The organism is Sphingomonas pseudosanguinis (genome assembly GCF_052056765.1).
Classification (GTDB): Bacteria; Pseudomonadota; Alphaproteobacteria; order Sphingomonadales; family Sphingomonadaceae; genus Sphingomonas; species Sphingomonas pseudosanguinis.
In genome coordinates this window covers 60,468-80,301 of sequence record NZ_CP189889.1, presented here as the reverse complement: position 1 = coordinate 80,301, position 19,834 = coordinate 60,468, and the positions used below count along the sequence as shown (strand labels likewise).

Annotated in this window: 9 protein-coding genes; all 9 read right to left on the bottom strand. The window is 66.1% G+C overall.

Annotation, left to right across the window (positions count from 1 at the left end; translation table 11 throughout):
- Positions 1-15 precede the first annotated feature (15 nt).
- Positions 16-1,182, bottom strand: coding sequence for a nucleotide sugar dehydrogenase (locus ACQHGV_RS16585; protein ID WP_440980261.1), 1,167 nt, complete (start codon positions 1,180-1,182; stop codon positions 16-18).
- Positions 1,183-1,331: 149 nt separating this feature from the next.
- A complete protein-coding gene (locus ACQHGV_RS16580) occupies positions 1,332-2,363 on the bottom strand; it encodes a phytase (protein WP_440980260.1) in 1,032 nt (343 codons plus the stop codon).
- The gene (locus ACQHGV_RS16575; protein WP_440980259.1) at positions 2,360-5,158 is read right to left on the bottom strand and encodes a TonB-dependent receptor; all 2,799 of its coding nucleotides are present in this window, start codon (positions 5,156-5,158) and stop codon (positions 2,360-2,362) included. The genes ACQHGV_RS16580 and ACQHGV_RS16575 overlap by 4 nt, the downstream gene beginning before the upstream one ends.
- Positions 5,159-5,377: 219 nt before the next feature.
- Positions 5,378-5,953 carry a hypothetical protein gene (locus ACQHGV_RS16570; protein WP_440980258.1) on the bottom strand — a complete coding sequence of 192 codons (576 nt, stop codon included), beginning with the start codon at positions 5,951-5,953 and terminating at the stop codon, positions 5,378-5,380.
- Between the two features lie 9 nt (positions 5,954-5,962).
- Complete coding sequence (locus ACQHGV_RS16565; protein ID WP_440980257.1) at positions 5,963-10,492, bottom strand: RHS repeat-associated core domain-containing protein; 4,530 nt, start codon at positions 10,490-10,492, stop codon at positions 5,963-5,965.
- A 13-nt stretch (positions 10,493-10,505) separates the two neighbouring features.
- Complete coding sequence (locus ACQHGV_RS16560; protein ID WP_440980256.1) at positions 10,506-10,931, bottom strand: DcrB-related protein; 426 nt, start codon at positions 10,929-10,931, stop codon at positions 10,506-10,508.
- Between the two features lie 328 nt (positions 10,932-11,259).
- Positions 11,260-18,669 (bottom strand): autotransporter outer membrane beta-barrel domain-containing protein, encoded by a 7,410-nt coding sequence (locus ACQHGV_RS16555; protein WP_440980255.1) that lies wholly within the window; start codon positions 18,667-18,669, stop codon positions 11,260-11,262.
- A gap of 468 nt (positions 18,670-19,137) precedes the next feature.
- Complete coding sequence (locus ACQHGV_RS16550) at positions 19,138-19,371, bottom strand: RES domain-containing protein (RefSeq protein ID WP_440980254.1); 234 nt, start codon at positions 19,369-19,371, stop codon at positions 19,138-19,140.
- 117 nt (positions 19,372-19,488) lie between these two features.
- Positions 19,489-19,785 carry a hypothetical protein gene (locus ACQHGV_RS16545; protein WP_440980253.1) on the bottom strand — a complete coding sequence of 99 codons (297 nt, stop codon included), beginning with the start codon at positions 19,783-19,785 and terminating at the stop codon, positions 19,489-19,491.
- Between the last annotated feature and the right edge of the window lie 49 nt (positions 19,786-19,834).

Sequence of the window (19,834 nt, the reverse complement as noted above, 5' to 3'; positions counted from 1 at the left end):
GGGAGTGAAAGGGGATCAGTCCGAGCCGAAAATGTCCCGCGTGAACAGCTTGTCCGCGACATCGGCAAGCTCGGGGTCGTTGCGGTTGGCGATGATGACGTCGCTTTCCTGCTTGAAGGCGGCGAGGTCGCGGTAGACCTTCGAGCCGAAGAAGCTGTCCTCATCCAGGCTGGGCTCGAAGACGACGACCTCGATCCCCTTGGCCTTGATCCGCTTCATGATGCCCTGGATCGAGGACTGGCGGAAATTGTCCGATCCCGCCTTCATCGTCAGGCGGAAGATGCCGACCTTTCTGGGCCGCTTGGCGATGATCTGGTCGGCCAGGAAATCCTTGCGGGTGCGGTTGGCGTCGACGATCGCGCGGATCAGGTTCTGGGGAACGTTGGTGTAGTTGGCGAGCAGCTGCTTGGTGTCCTTGGGCAGGCAATAGCCGCCATAGCCGAAGCTCGGATTGTTATAATGGCTGCCGATACGCGGATCGAGCCCGACGCCCTCGATGATCTGGCGCGTGTCCATGTCGCCGGCGATGGCATAGCTGTCGAGTTCGTTGAAGAAGGCGACGCGCATCGCGAGATAGGTGTTGGCGAACAGCTTGATCGCCTCGGCCTCGCGGCTACCGGTGAACAGGACCGGGATGTTGGTCTTCTCGGCGCCCTGGGCGAGCAGGTCGGCGAAGATGCGCGCGCGCTCCGACTGTTCGCCGACGATGATCCGCGAGGGGTGGAGATTGTCGTGCAGCGCACGGCCCTCGCGCAGGAATTCGGGGCTGAAGACGACCTGTTGCGTGTCCAGCCGCGCCCGGACATCGTCGATAAAGCCGACCGGGATGGTCGATTTGACGACCACGGTGGCGTCCGGTGCATGGGTCCTGGCGAGGGTGATGACCGCCTCGACCGAGGCGGTGTTGAAGCTGTTGGTATCGATGTCGTAATTGGTCGGCGTGGCAACGATGACGTAATCGGCACCGGCCAGCGCCGCAGCCGCGTCGGTCGTGGCGGACAGGTTCAGCGTGCGGCCGGTCAGGAAATCCTGCAGTTCGGCATCGATGATCGGCGAGGTCCGGGCATTGACCATCGCCACCCGCTCGGCCGAGATGTCGACCGCGACGACCTCGTTATGCTGCGCCAGCAAGACGGCGTTCGACAGGCCGACATAGCCCAGGCCAAAAACGGCAATCTTCATTCGTCACATCCCACCAGTCAGGCGTGTCGGCCTTGTGCCGTCCGCATGCCTCAATGGGGGGCGCAGGGCAATTGCGGCTGCACGGGGACAGGGGGTCGGCGAACCACCCCCCTGTCCCGTTTCGTCACATCGTCGACCTGTCGACAATCCTACAGGCCGAGTGCCTTCACGATCCTGGCCCAGCTGACATATTTGAAATTCTGGGTGTCCGGCGCATTGTCGCCGTCCTGCGCGACGAACAGGCCCTCGGGGTAATCGGGGCCGAAATCGCCCAGCGCCAGTTCGATCCCGTCGGTCTCGCTGGTCCCGTCGATCGCGCTGTCAGTTCCCTTGGCCCCGATGCGGAAACGCCCGGCATAGGTCATGTCGGCCAAGCGGTAGAGCGTATAGGCATTGTCGCCCTGGCTGGAGACGACCAGATAGCCGCCCGTCGCTCCCTTGGGCGCGAGCGCCAGCCCTTCGGCATCGGCGACCAGCGTGCGGCCATCGACCCTGGCGATCGGGGTGGCGGTGGTCGGCGCGGCGGGATCGGCGGCAAAGCGCCACAGCCCGACATCCTCCTCGGCGACGTAGAGCGTGCCCGTACGGTCATCGACCACACATCCCTCGGCCTGGGTGCCCAGCTTCATGCTACGCACCGTCTCGACGCGCGGGATGGCCCCGGAGACGTGGATGCGCACCTGGTCGATCCGCCCGTCCTTCAGCACGACGAAGCCGAACAGCGCCTTGTCGCTGGCACGGGTCCACAGGCACATGCCATAGGCCTCGCCCGCCCCCACCGGATAGCGGCCCATCGGCACCAGCCGGCGCGCCACGGTGTCGAGGGTGAACAGCGCGACATGCGCGTTCGCCGTGTCGGCGCGGTCGCTGGCCGCGACGATCACGCGGCCCCCCGCCATCTCGCGCAGATCGACATTGTTGAGCCGCGCGGCGGGCGTGAAGGACAGGCGCTTGCCCTTCAGGTCATAGACATGGATGCCGACCTGCTTGTCGGTGCCGATGACCAGGCTGGCGGCCGGATTGGCCCGGTTGCGCCAGATGGCGGGATCGTCCGCCGCGTCCGATGTGCTGTCGACCGGATCGGTTTCGGCGCTGGCGACGACGATCGGTGCCGTGACCGGTGTCGCGGCCGGCACGCTGGCGCACCCGGCGAGCAGCAGCGCGGGGAGTGCAGTCCTCACAGCTTCACCCGCAGGCCGCCGAACAGCGTGTAGCCGAACTTCTCATATTCATAGGTCCGGAAGCGCTCGCCGAAATAGCGCACGCCCGGGGTGTTGGTCAGGTTCTTGCCCTCGGCGAACAGGTTGATGCCCTTGGCGAGCTGTACGCTGCCCGTTACGTCGAGCTGGCCGCGACCTTCCCAATAGAGGTCGAGCGCGGGATTGTCGGCGTTGATCTCGTCCAGATAGTCGGAGCGCTTGGTATAGGCGACGCGCAGGTTCACCGGCCCGCGTTCGTAGAAGACGCTGGCGTTCCACATATGCGTCGACTGGCCCGGCAGGGCGAAGCGGCTGCGCCCGCCATAAGCGGCGTCGAAGGTCGCGCTACCCTTGGTATAGGTATAGTTGGCGAAGACGCCCAGGCCACCCAGCACGCCCGGCAGGAAGCTCAACTGCTGCTGCCAGTTCAGCTCGACGCCGTAGAGCTCGCCCTTGCGCGCGTTGATCGGACGGCTGAGGGCCGCGCCGCCCACGCCGTTATACACGCCGACAGTGTTCAGCGTGTAGCGATAGTCGGTCAGGTCCTTGTAGAAGCCGTTGACCGAGATCACGCCTAGCGGCCGAATGTAATATTCCAGCCCCGCATCGACATTGTTCGACAGGGTCGGCTTCAGGTCCGGGTTGCCGAACTCGACCCGCACGGTGTTGCCCTCGCTCGTCTCCAGCACGCGCGGGGCGATCTGCGGGAAATTGGGGCGGTTGATCGCACGGCTCAGCGCGCCGCGCAGGATCAGGTTTGGCGTGAAGGCCTGGCGCAGCGTCAGGTTGGGGAAGAATTCGGCATAGCCGTTATGCCCCCGCGCTGTCGTCACGACGCCGGTGCGCGAGACGCTGGGCGCGCTGCTCTCGAAATCGGTGGTCTCGACGCGCAGCCCCGCGATCAGGGTCGTGCCGTCCTTCACATATTTGGCCATGCCGAACAGGCCGAGAATCTTCTCCTCCGCGACATAATCGGCGGTCAGCGACTGCGGCAGGCGACGCTCCGAGGCGGCCTTGGTCGCGTCGAAATAGGCATCGGCCAGCCCGGTATCGAAGCGCTTGCCCAGCTCATAGCCGAAATTGCGCGAGTCCTCGTCCGACAACAGCCCCGCCAGGCTCTGCGTCGGCGCGGCCGACGCGCGACGGTCGCGGAAGCGTTCTTCATCGGCATTGATGTGCCGCTCGCGATATTTGCCGCCGCTCGACAGGGTGATGAAATCGCCCAGCGGCATGTCCGAACGGACGGCCAGCGTCAGCTCGTCATTCTTGGTCGTGTTCGACCGATAGGCATTTTCGCGGAAACCGTAGGTGCCGAGCTGGAGATGCTCCTTCGTCGTGAAGAGCGAATAGCTGGGCAGATCGACATCGGCGAAATCATAGGACAAGGTCGGGCGCAGCGTGGAGCGGAACAGCAGCTCGTCACGGCGCGGATAGGTTTGCGAGCTTTCGCTATAGGCCACGTCAGCGCGGATCGTGCCCTCACCCAGCCGCTGCTCGATGCCCGCCGTCGCCGACCAGATCTCGTTCACCTGTTTGCGGTGGCGCACCTGCTTTTCGATGCGGGTGTTGCGCCAGGTCGCGGCGCGGTCGGTCGATCCGGCCTGGAGCGTGCCCTCGCTCCACAGGATGCCGATGCGGTCGCGGTACTCGTCATCCTCGAACCGGGCATAGGTCCCGCGCACCCAGGCATGGGTCTGGTCGGACGGGCGCCACTCGAAGGCGCCGGTGCCCGCGATACGCTGGCGCTTGGTGTCGTAATCCTTGAACAGCGTCTCGGTGACGCGCAAGCCTGCGGGCGTCTGGCTCCAGGCATTCTCGACATTGTCGGGGCGGCGATGGGTGCGCGAATAGCTGCCCGAAAAGAGCAGGCCGAACTGGCGGTCGGGGCCAAAGGTGTCGCTGACCGCGGCCGATCCGCGATAGTCGCTGCCCTTGCCGTACTGGTTGTAGCTGGCGCCCGCCATGCCGGTCAGCGCGAAGCCCTTGCGGTCGAAGGGCGAGCGGGTCGTGATGTTGACCGCGCCCGCGATCGAGTCCGCATCCTGGTACGGCAGCAGCGACTTGGTCACCTCCAGATTGGCGACGATGTCGGAGGGCAGCGTGTCGAGGTCGACCGCGCGCGTTGTCGGGTCGACCGAGGGGATCTGGATGCCGTCGACCGAGATGGCGGACCACTCGCTGGGCGCGCCGCGCACGTTGATGTAGCGGCCCTCGCCCTGGTCGCGCTCGATGCCGACGCCGGGCGCGCGCTGGAGGGCCTCGGCGATATTGGGATCGGGGAAGCGGCCGATCGCATCCGACGAGATGATGGTGACGGTGTTGTCCGCCGTCCGCTGCTGGTTGAGCGCGCGGGCGGTATTGTCGAGCAGCGAGGCGCCGGTGACGACGATATCGCCCGCCTCCCCGCTGGCGGCGGGCAGGGTCAGCGAGAGCGGCCGACCCCGCTCGGCCGCGGGTACGATGCGGGTGACGGGCGGGCGGCCAAGATAATCGACCAGCAGCGTGACGTCGCCGGCCTCCTCGGGCGTGACGATGCTGAACTCGCCCTGGAGATTGGTGGTGGCCTGCGCCCCCGTCCCCTCGACCACGACCCGCGCGCCCGGCAGCGCGACACCGGTCGCGTCATAGATCCGCCCCGACAGGATTGGCCCCGATGCCGGCACGCCCGTCGGCGTGGCCGCGTCGCTGGCCATCGCGAGCGCAGGGCTCGCGGCAAAGCCCAATGCGATGAGAGAGGCCCCCGCGAGATCGCGGATGCCGGAACGGATGGCGTGCATGATGCTCCCCCTGGGTGCTGGTCGTGCCGACACCCCCCGGCGCCGGTCGTTCCCGCCCCCGTGGCGGCGCTTTGTTACGGAGCGATGTTATGGTGATGACGATTGGGTGACGGTGGCGTCACAATCGATTTTGGGTGATGGCCTTTGTGAAGGCTGTAGGCCGCACACTCAAATCCGCAAAACTGACGGATCATGGTCGCCGTCTGCATGTGTCTAGGGTCACTCTCCCAATAGGAAAGCCAGCGCCGCTTCCCGATCGCCTGGATCGATTGCCGCCAATACCTTGCCGCTAACTGCTTCACGCGTAGCGTCGTCGATCTCGAAATCGTCGTTGAACAGGTTGCCGCTCCGCTCGACGACGAAATAGCGAAGCCAAGCCGCGAGCATCCCAAAAAAACAGGGCAGATCAGGCGCGATGCGGGCGTAAGTCCAACTCTCCTGCCCGTGCCGTGCATAGCGAATGGCGCCATCCGCCCCGATACTGATCGGGTTGGCGGTCCAATCCGCGATCACATATTGGTTGGAGTCCCAGTCCTTGGAAGGGTTGCCTGTCCTCGCATCATAACGGTAGCCCGCCTGCCGTTCGGCAATTTCATCCAGAGAATAGAGGTACAATTCCTCCACTACCCAAGGCAGTTCGGCACCTCCTGGATAGCCTGCCGCTTCGATTTCCTGAGAAATGGCCTCTCCAAACACTGAACGATCAACTTGATGCTTTGGTTGTGATAAGGTGATAGCGGAATTTGCCTCTGATCCGGCGCGGACCAAATCCTGAACGGCATCTTTATAAGTCAAATAATCCTCCTATAAGCATCCCGCGCGGAAACGGCGCACCATCTCCATCCGATCTATCAAGCGACCACGAGTGCTGTTTTGCCAGTTGCCGCGATGGCCTTGGTCAGCATAAAGATGATCATTAGGAAGTCCCGCGCGTCCATTCGATAGAAAACGTATGTTACGTGGGTCACCTTCCCATGCGGGAGCGGTCGCCGCGTTGTTGATGTGATGGCCAGTATAGCCACGTACCCTGCCAGTATTAAGCAACTCCTGCTGTTGCGCGGATGTCCAGTTGACGGTTCCCCGCCCGGTTTCGCGCACGAGCTGCTGCTCCTGCGCCCAAGCGCGAGCAATTCCCGAGGAATAGCTTCCTGATTGCGGAGAAAGCGTTGGATGCAAAGGATATGTGACTGTCCCCGGCGCATCTTGAAGCCCCTCCGGATCCATCCACCGCAACGGGTCATGCACATAGGCGTGGGTGCGCAGGCCACCGTCCACCCCGATCGGATCGGGGGACAGATATTGGCCGGTGTCGGGGTCGTAATAGCGGTTGAGATTGTAGTGCAGCCCGCTTTCTTCATCCTCCCATTGGCCGGGAAAGCGTAGCGCGCAGGGGGCGGTTTCGCCTTCCCCTCCGGCATCGCTGCCCCCGCGTTCGCGCAGCAGCGCGCGGGCGGTGCGGGTGCGACCCCATAGCTCCGGCTCGGCGCGCCAGTGGCATTGGCCATCCTCGCCGAACAGCGCGTGCGGCGCGCCGAGCTGGTCGGCGACGATCGGCAGCCATTGCGCCTCCGCCGGCACCGGTTCGGCATCCGCTCCGGCCGGCACCAGTTCCTTGGCCAGCAGGCGCAGGCCGTCGGGTTCGAAATGCCAGCGTTCGATCGAGAGGCTCTCGTCACCCTCGCCTTCCCGCGTGCGATGCCCGGAGCGATACCATGCCTCGGCCAGCGAAATGCCCTGCCAGACATAATCGACCCGCCGTGTGGGGGCTCCGTCCAGCAGCGTCTTGCCCACGCGCCGCCCGAAGGCGTCATAGCTGTATCGCCAGCGCGCCCCGTCGGGCGTCTCCAGCTCGACCAGCCGGTCGAACCCGTCCCAGCGATAGCGCCAGCGGCGCGGGCGAAAGCCCTGCTCGGACAGGATACGCTCGACCATCCGACCGCGCGCATCGTAGCGGAAGCGGTTGGGCCCCGCCTCCACCACGCAGTCGCGCCAATAGCGGTGCTCGCCCGCCAGCCCTTCGGCCAAGTTCATCAGCGCGTCGTAGCGATAGGCCTCACGCACACCGGGCCGCTCGACGGCGACCGTCTGGTCGCGCAGGTCGTGATGGAAGCGCGTCTCGCCCCGGAGGCCGCTCGCCCCTGCGTCCCTGATCCCCGCCAGCCGCCCGGCACGGTCCCAGTCATAGTGGCGCACCAGCTCGCCCGGCGCGGGCGGTGTGCCCGAGAAGACCGCGACGCCGCCCGCCCGCTGTTCCGCCAGCCGCCCGGCGGGGTCATAGGCCTGGGTCAGCTGAAAGGCGGTGCGCCCCCCGATCGCGGCCGCCTCGCGCAGCGTCTCCAGCCCGCTGGCGTCATGGGCGAAGCGCAGCGCATGGCCGTTGCTCTCATAGCGACGCAGCAGGCCGGCCTCGTCAAAGCTGAGCGCGGTCTCGCCGCTGGGGCTGGTGCGCCCGACACAGCGCCCCGCTTCGTCATAGCGATAGGTGACGGCGATGCCGTTCTGCTCTTCGGCGACCAATCGGCCTTTGTCGTCATAGCGCAAGCCGACATCGGCGATCACCTGCGGCACGCCATCGACCAGGTTCCAGGTCGTCGCGCCGACCAGTCGATCGGCCTCGTCATAACGATAGGAGATCGCGTCCGCGCCCGCGATCACCCGGGTGATGCGATCGCGGTCGTCCCATTCGAAATGCTGCTCGGCCGCGTCGGGCATTCGCTTGGCCAGCACCCGGCCCAGCGCGTCGCGGCGGTAGAGCGTCTCGCGCCCCGCCCAATCGGCCTGCGCCGCGAGGCGTCCCGCCGCGTCATAGCGGAAATGCCATGCCTGCCCGGCTGCATTGGTGATCGTCGCCAGCCGTCCCGCGCCGTCATAGGCAAAGCCGGTGGTGGCCCCCAGCGGATCGATCGTCTGGCGCAGCGTGTCGAAGGCGCCGTGGACGAACCGGGTCGCCTGCCCGTCACCCCGGATGCGCGCGGCGAGCAGGCCCTCGCCGTCATAGGCGAAGCGGGTTTCGCCGCCATCGGGCGTGCGCGCCCGGCTGACCGCGCCGCGCGGATTGTCGGCCGATCGCTCATAGGCCCAGGCGCTGGTGCGCCCGGCCGGATCGGTCAGCTCCAGCAACCGTCCGAACCGGTCCCAGCGATAGCGGGTGACGCGCTCGCTCGCCGAGGCGGTGGGCGGATCGTGGCGAGCGACTGGACGTCCGGCCGCGTCATTCTCGTACCGCGTGACGCCACCACCGGCGACCTGCTCCTCGATCAGCGCGCCGCGTTCATCATAGCGCGCGGTCACCTTGACCCCGTCGGCACCGACCCAGTCGATGATGTTGCCCGCCGTATCGCGGGTCCAGCGGACCGCGCCGTCCGGCGCCGCGAAGGCGACCAAGGCCCCCCAGCGGTCATAGGCCCAGGTCACGCTGCGCCCGCTCCAGTCCGTCTGCGCGATCAGCCGGCCATCGCCATCATAGGCGAAGCGCGTCTCGCGCCCGGCGGGGTCGATGCGTCGTTGCAGCCGCTCCAACGCATCCCACTCGCTGACCGTGCGCGCGCCGAGCGGGTCGATCTCCTCGGTGACAAGGTTGTTCGCGTCATAGCGAAAGCTGGTGACCGCGCCGGTGGCATCGACATAGCGCGACAGCCGTTCCTCCGGGAAATAAAGGAAGCGGTCGTTGAACATGCCGTCGCCGGTGCGCGTCGCCGTCACCCGCCCCGCCGCATCATAGGCGATCTCGACCCGGGTCGGGCCGCTATCCTGCCACCCGTTCAGCCAGCCTTCGGGCGAATAGCGATAATGGAACTCGCCGGTGAAGGTCCCCAGCACATCTAGCAGATGCCCGGCCGCGTCATAATGATAGCGGACCAGCGGCTCGCGCTCGCCCTCCATCCACAGCGCGCTCAGCCAGCCCTGCGGCGTGGTGTCGACGCGGAAGCGCGTGCCATCGGGAACGCGCACCCCGCGCAGCCGCCCCTCGGCATCGCGGTCGAAGACGATGCGGTTGCCGTTGCGATCCTCGATCCCTGCCATCAGCATCAGCGCGGGGTCGTTGGTGGTTGCGAAGATCAGGAATTGCTGGCTGCGGCTGTCATAGAGGCGCAGCGCCTCGCGCGGGCCGGTCAGCCGGTAATAGGGCGCTTTCAGGTGGCGTGCTTCGACATGGTCGCTGTCACCGATCGCGAAGAGCAGCCTCTGGGCGCCGGCATCCTCGAGCAGCGCGGTGCCCGCCTCGGAATCGAGCAGCAGCCGCTGCGACCAGTTGCAGATCCAGCGCGGGCCGAGCAGCCCCTCAACCCGCATTTTGCCCGGATAGGTGCGCTCCAGCCGGAGCGGCAGCAGCCCGGGATATTCGAAATCGACCCGCGCATCGGCATAATCGCCGGTGACGACGTCGACCGGTTCGCCAAACAGTCGGCGCAGCGGTCCGTCGAGCAGACCGCCCTGGCGAACGGCGGAGCGCATTCCCGCCACCTCGGCCACCGACAGCAGCAGCTGCTCGGCGACCGACAATTCGGCGTCGGGCGTGCCATAGCTGCCGGTGCTGGTGTCGCCGAAGATCGTCTCGCACCCCTGCTGTATCACGGCGTCGCAGGACAGCTTGTGGCCGATCCGCGCCATGGGCAGGCCGTTGATGAAGATGGTCTGGCTGCCCTCGATGATTTTGGAGGGCGGGGTGCCGGGATGCTTGGTGCAGGCGGCGGTGTCGGTGACGCGCGCGGCGTTCTTGCCCTCGAAGAAGACCGTGGGCGAACCCGAGGTGATCGGGCCGGACAGGGTGGCGGTCTTGGACCCAGCGCCGGCGATCGCGGTGGTGACGAAGCCGCCTGCCGCGCCTGCGCCGAAGGCGACCGCCGCGCCGACCAGCGGGGCCGCCATGCCCGCCGTACCGATGATCGCGGCCGCGCTGACCGCCACCACCGCGCCCACCACGATCCCGGCCGCGATGCCAGCGAGCAGGCCGTTGAAGGTGTTGCTGTGCGCGATCTGGTGCTCGATATGCGCGGCCTGCCGTCCCGCCGGGGCGATACGCTGCGCGCCGAACTGCTGCGCGACCCAGAAGGCGCCCTCGTCCGCATGGACCTGTTCGGCCAGCCACGCGCCCGCCATCGCCCCCGCGATCGGCGCGGCGATGCGCCCGGCGAAGCATTTCAGCGCGGTCACCCCGCCCGAGGCACCGGCGGAATAGGCCCCCGCCGCGAAGATCCCCGCCGATGCGACATGCCCCGTCGTCGCGATCGTCGACACGGTGCCCGCATTGCTCGACGCGGCCGTCTCCTCACGCAGCGCGCGCAGCTTGTCGTCGGCCGTCGGTTCCCGGGTGGAGGTCGCGCTGCCCGTCACCGGCTCGCGTCCGTTACGCGGTGGCGAAGGTAAAGGAGGTGATCGCCGCGACCAGCGCGTTGCGGCTTTCCGGCTCGGGCCCGCCCGGGATCGATCCGGTGAAGTTCAGGATGGCATTGTCACGATGAAGCACCATCGCCACCACCTGATGGATCGGCTTGCCGTCGCTGCGCCAGGTCATTTCCAGGAAATGCGCTTCATGACCGTCGATCTGGCCGGCGGTGTCGGCGATCATCTCGAACCCGGCAAGCTGGGCCGCGAAGCTTTGCCGCTGCTGGATGACATAATCCTGAAAGGTCAGCCCCAATGCCAGCCGATCACGCGCGATGACCAGGCTCGTGCCCTGCACCCGCGCGTCCTTGGGCATCAGCACATTGATGCTCTGATCCTGCCACACCGTCGGCGTGGCCAGCGATCCTTCATCAATCCGATACGCCACGCGTTCTTTCTCCCGCCGTCGATCGTCGCGCGTATTGGTAGCGTCTTGAACGGGCCACGCCTACCCTCTTCAAACTCCAGCACAGTATACGGGCTTGTACCCTAGAGATCGGTGCTTGCTTCGTTCGAGATGTCTGCCGCGAATGCGACCTGTAAAATTGGCGTAGATTTATCCTGAGTTAGATCAGCCCTCATTTTTAGCGATCGTAAAGGTGCAGAGCGACCGCCAGAATCGAACGTCGCGATATCATGATCACCGCCGGCAGAGAAAAGGGGCCGGGGCGGATATCCGCCCCGGCCCCCATAGTCCCTGCTTAGGGGCGTACGCCTCAGAAGCGCAGGCGCAGGCCCGCCGCGATCATTTCCTGATGATCGTCGCGGCCGGTCTGGGCGCTGCCGGTCGCGTACAGGTCGACACCGTTCGCGAAGCGATAGGCGACGCCGGCGGTCGCGGTGCCGACCAGCGGCGCGCGCTGGGCGCCCAATGCGACCAGGCCGAGCCCGCCCCCGGCATAGCCGCCCAGCGCCAGGGCGCGGTTGCCCTCGATCTGGTAGCGCGCACCCAGCGTCACGAATGGACGGAACGGCGCATCCGACGTGTCGCTGCGACTCAGGGTCAGCCCGCCATCGGCGAAGCCCGCGACATGGCGGTCTTTGGCGACGCTGAGCGCGAAGGGGCTGCCCCCCGTCTCGGCCACGCCCGCGCGGGTGGTGCGCAGATAGGTCAGGCCCGCACGCGGGGTCAGCGCCCAGCCGTCCGCCATCTCGGCGGTGTAGTGGATCGACAGATCGCTGGTCCAGCTATGCAGGTCGTAGCGACCGAAGCCCGAGGCCGTGCCCGGCAGCGCGCGGGTGGTGCGTGCCTGCGCGCCGTCATAGATGACCGAGGCGCCGAAGCCGAAGCCGTTCGGCATCGTATAGCGGCCATGGACGCCCGCAACGACGCCGTCCGCCTTGGTCGAGGCGGCGAGCGGGGCGATTGACTGGCGGGTGTCGAGCCAGCCGCCGAACGCGCCGATCATCCATTGCTGGTCGCCGTAACCGACGCCGCCCAGGAAGCCATAGCCGCGCGTCTGCGCCGTGCTGGTCCCCTGTGCCCGGTCCGCGCCCAGCGTGTGCCACTGGCCGAGCGTCTGGGCGAAGGTGAACGGGCCGGCCTCGCTCCGGTTGGCGGCGAAGGCGGGGCCGCGTGCCGCCTGGGTCAGACCCAGCGCATTGTCGACACCGATCTGCGTGGCCGAGGCATAGGCTTCGGGCGTCACCTGCGCGAAGCCCTGTGCGTTGGATGCACCCGAGGCGGTGAGCAGCGACGGCAGCGCGGCGAACAGCGTGCTGGTCGCGGGCTGCTTGGCGAGCGTGGCATTGGCATAGTCGATGCTGCGCGCGACCTGCGGGCTGAACCGCGCATCGCCCAGGAACTGGCCGAGCAGCTGGATGCGGTCGGCGCGCTGGACGATGAAGCCGAACAGGTCGCTGGGCTTCTGGACGGTCGTATAGCTGCCGTTGATCCCGCCGCTGGCGACGATCAGGTCATAGGAGGTGCCGGGGCGGATCGCGCCGCTCGACACGATCTGCAGCGTCGAGCCGCTGTTGATCGTCATCGCGCCGTTGACGATCAGCTTGTCCGAGATGGTCGGGGTCAGCTCGAAGTAGGACAGCGAGCCGCTGTTCAGCGTGACATTGCCATTGACCGTCATCGTGCCCGGCGACGCGCCGGGGCTGAGGATGCCCGCGACCGTCACATTGCCGTTGACCGTCCCCGCCGAACCGAAGGTCGCACCTTGGCGGACCAGGAACTGCGTCGCGCTCATCGCCGAGCCGGCCAGACCGACCAGTCGACCGTTCGACATGTCGACAGAGCCGAAAGCGGCATTGCCCGACACGGTGGCATAGCCGCCGGTCATCGCCAGTGCCTCGACATTGGCGACGTTGGTGAAGGCGACCGGTGCAGCGGCCGTCCCGCCCGACAGTGCGATCGTGTCGGTGCCGGCCCCGCCGTCGACCGACCCTGCGAAGGTGCCGGCGATGGTGAAGCGCTGGTTGCCGCTGGTGAAGGCGACCTGGTTCGCCGTCAGGCTGCTACCCGCCGCAATGGTCAGGTCGGTGCCGGCATTGACCTGATTATAGGCCTGCGTGCCGGCCAGCGTCAGCGTGCCGGTACCCTCGCTCGCCAGCGTCTCGAAGCCGGTCAGCGTGCCGGCCGCCAGCGTCTGGTTGCCCGCCAGCTCCAGCGTGGCGCTGTCATTGCCCGCACCGCCGGCAACCGTGCCCTGCAGGATCGCGCCCGCCGACAGGCGCAGCGCGTCATTGCCCGCACCCAGATCGATGACCCCGGCCAGCGTCGCGCCCTTGGCGATGGTCAGCGACGTGTCGCCGTCACCAAAGCCAAGCGGCGCACCGTTCGAGCCGAGGACGCCGGTGACGGTCAGCGCCTTGCCGGTCAGTGACACATTCTCGAAGCCCGTCGCCAGCCCGCTCAGCACCACCGGCGCATTGGCGGTGAAGGCGAGCGTATCGGTGCCCGTGCCCCCGTCGTAACGGCCCGCCGCATTGATCGTGCCCAGCGCCAGCAGGTCGTTGCCCGCGCCCAGCGAAACGCTGGCGATGTCACCATCGACGCGCAGCTGCTCGGCCGCGTCCGATCCGGTGACCGCGCCGATGCGGTTGCCCGCAAGCGCCACGTTCAGCCCGGTGCCCGCCAGCGCCACCGTGTCGAAGCTCTGGTCGAGTGTCAGCGACAGCGTGCCCGAGCCGGTCACCGCCAGCTGCTGGAAGTTGCTGCGCTGGCCCAGACCGGTGCGATCACCGCTGAGCAGCGCGGTATAGAGGTTGGTCCCCGCACCGCCATCGACGCCGCCTGCGACGCGCGAGCCGGCCATCTCGACGAAGCTGTCATCGCCATCGCCCAAGGACACCGCGCCCTGGACCAGCCCGGCATTGACGAAGCGGTCATTGCCGCCGCCCAGCGCGACCGCGCCGGCGATGGTGCCGTTGTTGGTCACCGTTTCGGCCGCGTCGGTGCCGGTGATGGTGGTGGCACCGGTGCTGGCGAGCGTCTGGCCCGCCGCGACCGTCACCGATCCGCCCGCCACGCCCAGCGTGTCGAAGTTGAAGGCCCCGGCATAGGTGACATTGCCCTGACCGACCTGGCTGAAGCGTTCGAAATTGACGAACTGGTCACCATTGACCGTGCCGCCCCCGGTCGCATCGACGATTAGGTTGTCGGAGCCCGCCCCGCCATCGACCGTACCGGTTAGCGTCGCGCTGGCGCGGTGCAAGAAGGTGTCGTCGCCCGCACCCAGGAAGACATCGCCTTGGATCTGGCCGTAATTCTCGATCCGGTCATTGCCCGCGCCCAGCGCGATCGAGCCGATGATGGTGCCGGTGTTGGCGATGCGGTTGTCGAAGGCACCGATGGTCTGGATGGCACCGGCAATATAGGTGCCGTTCTGGCGCGCGAGGGTGTCGTTCGACGCCAGCGTCGTCCCAACGCCGCCATGGATCGTGCCGGCATTGGTCAGGTCGAGCGCGACGCCATCGGCCAAGACCGCGACCGACTTGGTGCCGGTCGCCTCGATCACGCCGGTCGCGCTGTTGACGAGCGTCGCCGTGGCGGCACCCTTACCATAGAGCGAAACGCCGGTGGCGATGATGGTGGTGGGGGCGTCGCGATCCTGCGGCACGCTGGCACCAGCATAGGGATCGACGATCGTCCGGCCACCGCCATTGGCGCGGATCGTGCCGCTGTTGGTGATCGCGAAGGTCTGGACCGTGGTACTGGCTGGGTTACCGACAAAATTGGCGCTGACGCCGTCACCGGAAACACCGCTGGCCTCGATCGTGCCGCTGTTGGTCAGCGTGATGGACCCGGCCATGTCGCGGTAATCATTGATCGTCAGCAGGGCGGCCGCCTGGTAATCCGATGTGGCTGTGATCGTCCCGCTGTTGGTCAGCGCGATGTTGAGCGCCTGGGCCGTCTCCGGCACCGGTGTGCCATAATAAGTGAAGCTGCTGGCATAGGCGTTAACGCCCTGGGTGACCGTGCCGCTATTGTCGAACTGGATCGACCCGCCCACACCCCGCTCGTCGTTGATCGTCAGCTGGACGCCCGATCGCCGGTCGGAGGTGGTGGCGATGGTGCCCGTGTTGGCTAGCGTGACCTTCAGCGGCTGTGGGGCATCCGGGATGGTGATGCCATAATAGCTGTAATTCCCGGCAAAGGCGATCAGCCCCTGAGCGATCGTACCGCTGTTGGTGGCAGTGATCGCCCCCGCATTGACCGACAGATTGACGCTGTAATAGCTGCTGTCGTTCAGGATCGTACCCGAATTGACGAAGGTCGTTGTACCAGTACCGTAAAGCGATACCGCCGTCCGCTTCAGCGCGGCGTCGCCGATCGTGCCGCTATTGGTGAAGCGCGCCACCTGGCCCGAGACGGTGCCCTTGATGATCGCCTGGTTGGTCAGCGCGGCGAGGACGGACGCTTGCTGTGGATAATAGGTGTAGTAATCACCGATGGTCAGATCGCCGTCGACATTGGCAGTGTTGACCACCTGGCCGTCGCCCAGCACGCCCAGCGAGGTCAGTGCCGCGCCCGACTGCACCGTCACGACGGTGTCGGCACCGATCGCCTGAACATCCTCGCGCTCGAAATTGACGGCGGTCAGGCTGCCCATCGTCGCGGTCGTCGAGGTGGTGAAGGCATGACGGTAGGTGTCGGTTCCGGCACCCCCGTCGATCGTACCGCTGACGCCGGTTTGGCCATCGGTCGCGACGAACACATCGTTGCCGTCGCCGAAGCGCAGATTGCCGGTCAGCGTGCCGCCATTGCTGGTGTAGATGGCGCTGCTGTAGGAGCGGCCGCCATAGCTGGCATAGCCCAAGTCGACGTCACCGGTAATCGTGCCGGCATTGGTGATTTGGCCACCGCTGATGCGGATCGCGTTCTGTCCTGTCGCACCCGCGATCGTGCCGCCCGCCAAGTTGCGGATCGTGGCGGTGGTGCCGTAATTCTGCGCGATCGCGATACCGCCGGTGCTGGCGATCCGGCCGCTATTCTCGATCGTGCTCTGATACCCGCTAGGGCTGTAGTCGAGCTGGATGGCTGTGCCGCCCACCTCGATCGTGCCGCTATTGGTCAGCGTGGTGAAGCCCGAGACGCCGGTCGCCGCACGGCCGCCCGACGCCTGGACGATGCGGCCAGTGTTGGTGATGTTCTGGGCATAGCGGATGCCGATTGCGCCGTTCAGCGTAATCGTGCCGTCATTGGCGACCGTCTTGCCGCCCGAGATCGCCGCGAGCGGGTTGTAAGTGTTAGATCGCGTGTCGGTGACGCTGATCGTGCCCGCATTGGTAAAGCTGTCGTCGCTGCCCAGCGAGACGGCATAGGCGTTGTAAACATCGTTACGCGACACCGCGAGCGACAGCGCGCCGCGGCTGGTGACGGTCAGCACATTGGCGACATAGGTTTCGCCTGGCACCAAGGTGCGCGAGGTGACGGAAATCGCCGAACCGGTCGTGGCGGCGATGTCGGCGGTCAGGTCGACCGTCCCCTGTCCGGCGAACGTCAACGGACGGCTGGTGCCCGTGCCGGTCAGCGTCAGCGCCGCCTTGTCGAACAGCTCGTAACCGACCGTGGCGAACGGGGTCGCGGATGGCAGCGTCGCGGTTGCGTCGCTCCGCACGCGCAGTCGCAGGTTCGCCTGTGTGCCCGATACCGTACCGGTGATGCCCGCAAAACGGTCGCCGCTCGACCCTGCCATTTCGGCGACGAGCATATCGCCCTTCGACAAGGTCAGATTGCCGTTCAGGACGCCGCCCGCCAGCGCGTAATAGGCATTGTCGTTGCCGTAATAGCTCTCGTACGAGGACGTGCCGAAGGTCACGTCGCCGTTGATCGTGCCCGCATTGGCGATACGCGCGTTGAAGACGGTGGAATTGCTGCTCGTCCCGATGCCGCGCGTGCCCCCGGTGATGACGCCGCCCGCCGCATTGGTCAGGTTGCCGTAGGAGTCAATGAACACGCCGGTGCCGGTCGCGGTGATCGTGCCGCTGTTGGTCAGGCCGCTCGACAGCCGAAGCCCGGCGGTCGTGCCCTCGATCCGGCCGCTATTGGTCCAGGTCGAGCCCGACGACCCCGACAGGATCGCACCGATCCCGCCGGTCGAGCGGATCGTCCCCGAATTGGCGAAGCTCGGCCCGAACAGCGATACGGCGGTGCCGGTCGCGGTGATCGTGCCCGAATTGACGAAGGCACCGTTCGAGCCGAACGCGACGCCGTTCTGGCTGGCGGTCACTGTACCGCTATTCTCGAAACGGTTCACCGAGTTGAACGAGACGGCGAACGTGCCGGTCTGGGTGCCCGTGCCGGTGATGGAGCCGGCGTTGGTGATGCTGGGCGAACCGGACGAGCCGAACTCGTCGGATAGGATCGTGCCGCTGCCGGTCAGCGCGGCGTTATTGATGATCGTGCCGCTGCCCGCGACGCGCAATGGTCCCGCTACCGTAAAGCCGGTGGCCAGCGTCGCAGTCGTCTTGGCATCAGGGACTAGGGTGAGCTGCTCGAAATTGGTCGGTAGAAGCAGCGGTGACGACAGGATCGCATCGCTGGTGAAGCGGACGCGCAGCATGTCGGTGCCCGCCCCGCCATCGATCGTACCGCTGATCCCGGTGCGGATCGCGCCATTGGCATAGCCGACGGTCAGCGTATCGTTACCTTGGCCGAGGCGGACATTGCCGGTAATCGTGCCGACGGCATTGTCGATGGTCATGGCGCCGCTGAAGGTGACCGTCGAGCTGGTGACGTCGCCGACGATCGTGCCCGCGTTGATCAGATTAAATGTACCATAGTGGTCAATCGCCGTCGTCCCGGCCGTGGTGATTCGCCCGCCCGCCGCATTGGTGAGCGTCATGTACCCCCCCGCGATCGCCACGCCGGTCCCGATATTGCTGATCGTGCCGCTATTGGTCCAAGACATCGACTTTATGTTGGCCAGCGTCGCGGCCGTACTGTTTGTCGTGATCGTGCCGCTGTTGGTCCAGCCATAGCTGGAAGCTACAGCCGAGCTGTAGGTCGTGCCCACATCGATCGCGCTGCGGCTGCCCCCGTCGATGACACCCGCATTGTTCAGCGTGCCGATGGCCCCGCTGATGGCCCCGATGGTGCCACCCGCGCGATTGGTGATCGATGAGAAGCCCGCATAGCTTTGATTGGTCGACAGCAGCGCATAGCCGTTCGTCCCGCTGATCGTGCCGCTATTGTCGATCGTGGCGGTCGTGCTGCCATAGCCGGTCCCGGCCTGGCCTATGACGACGCCATTCGCGCCGCTGACGCTGCCGCCCGCCGCGACCGTCATGGTCAGCTGGGCGGAGGAATAATTGTTGTTGGACGACTGGCGGGTCAGCTGGACGCCCGCCTGAGTGCCGCCATCGACCTTTCCGCCGATGGTCAGCGTCGAATAGGCATAGCTGGAATTGGTGACGGGAACCTCGATCGCGATCGCCGGGGTGCCGCTGTTCGACACGACCGCACCCGCCGCCACATTGACCGTCGTGCCCGAGGTCGTGACCTTCAGGCCATTGCTGTCGGTGCCGGTGCAGGTGGTGGTCGCATTGCTCTGCGTCGGATCGGGGGTGCACTGAGCGAAGGCCGGGCTGGCCACCATCACCGCGAGCAGAATCGCGCTCGTCTCCAGAGCGCGCGCCTTTACCTGCCGAACGCGCGGCATTGCCTTCATCATGTCTGAAACCCCCAATTGACGGACATTTCCTAGGATGAAGGCGATGTCATGTCCACGTCAAAATCGCGCCTTTGCTATATGACCAAATAGAGACAATCGCCTGTAATTTGTCCACGAAGAGAGGTGCCTGCGTTAACGATGTATTATCGCCGACAGAGCGCAGTTGAGGCATGGGTGATGGAAGCGCCCGGTTATTTGAGCGCGTAGAAGGATTTAATGGTGGCGCAGATGGCGGGGGTTGAGAGGTGCATCTCAACGGTGCGGGAGAAGCCAACCATCCGGATCAAGAAATTCAAACTTCGCGCCCTCGCCTGCTGTGCCTATACGCCGCCAATGCCAAAGAACCAGCGATGTACCGCCCGGATTTTGTGCGGATGGAACCAGCGCACCTTGGGCGCCATCCACTATTAGCTTGATGGCCAGTGTCCTGCATGGTGGTATGCCGCCTTCGACCTCGGCGATGCTTGCTCATGGGACGGCGATGGCTTGGGCAACATTGTCGTCATAGGCCCCGCCCCACCCGTCGGTCAGGTCGGCGATCACGGTGGCATGGTCGGTGGCTAGGTACAGCGTCGCCATATCCGGCGGGTTCCAGCGCCCGCCGTGGAGCCTAGCCCCCTCCCTCGAAAAGGGTTCGCGCTGATGGCGGATCGTCAGCATTCGCCAGAGCGCGCAGAGAAGGGGGCGGATGGGATAGTTCATGGCAAAAGGCCAAGCCGGTGCCGATCCGGGATCCGATAGCGCACTGTTGTATAGAGCCTCTCTACAACAATGGTCAGGAATACGCCCCCTCGGCCATGCGATCGAGGTCGAGCAGGACTAGCGCGACATGGCCTTCCTCACCAACTGCTCGGGCGTCTTGCCGAAGCCGGGCAGCGGCTGGCGCCGGAACCAGATGATCGCACGACCCTCGTCCCCCGACAGCTCGGCCGCGCGCGTGATGATCTGTGCGATCTCGCCAAGGCGCGCCTGGACCGCCGGACTGCTCGCCATCGTGTTGCGGTTGATCTGCGCCAGCTTGGTCAGCTTGGCCAGCCGGAGGCGCAGTCGCTCGGCCATGCGGCGCGGAGCGATCATGTCGTGGTCGCGAATATCGTCCAGAAACGCGGCGAGCATGTGCAAATTCTTTGCCTCTTATATGCTCATTTTCCGCCTGCGCTTCAAA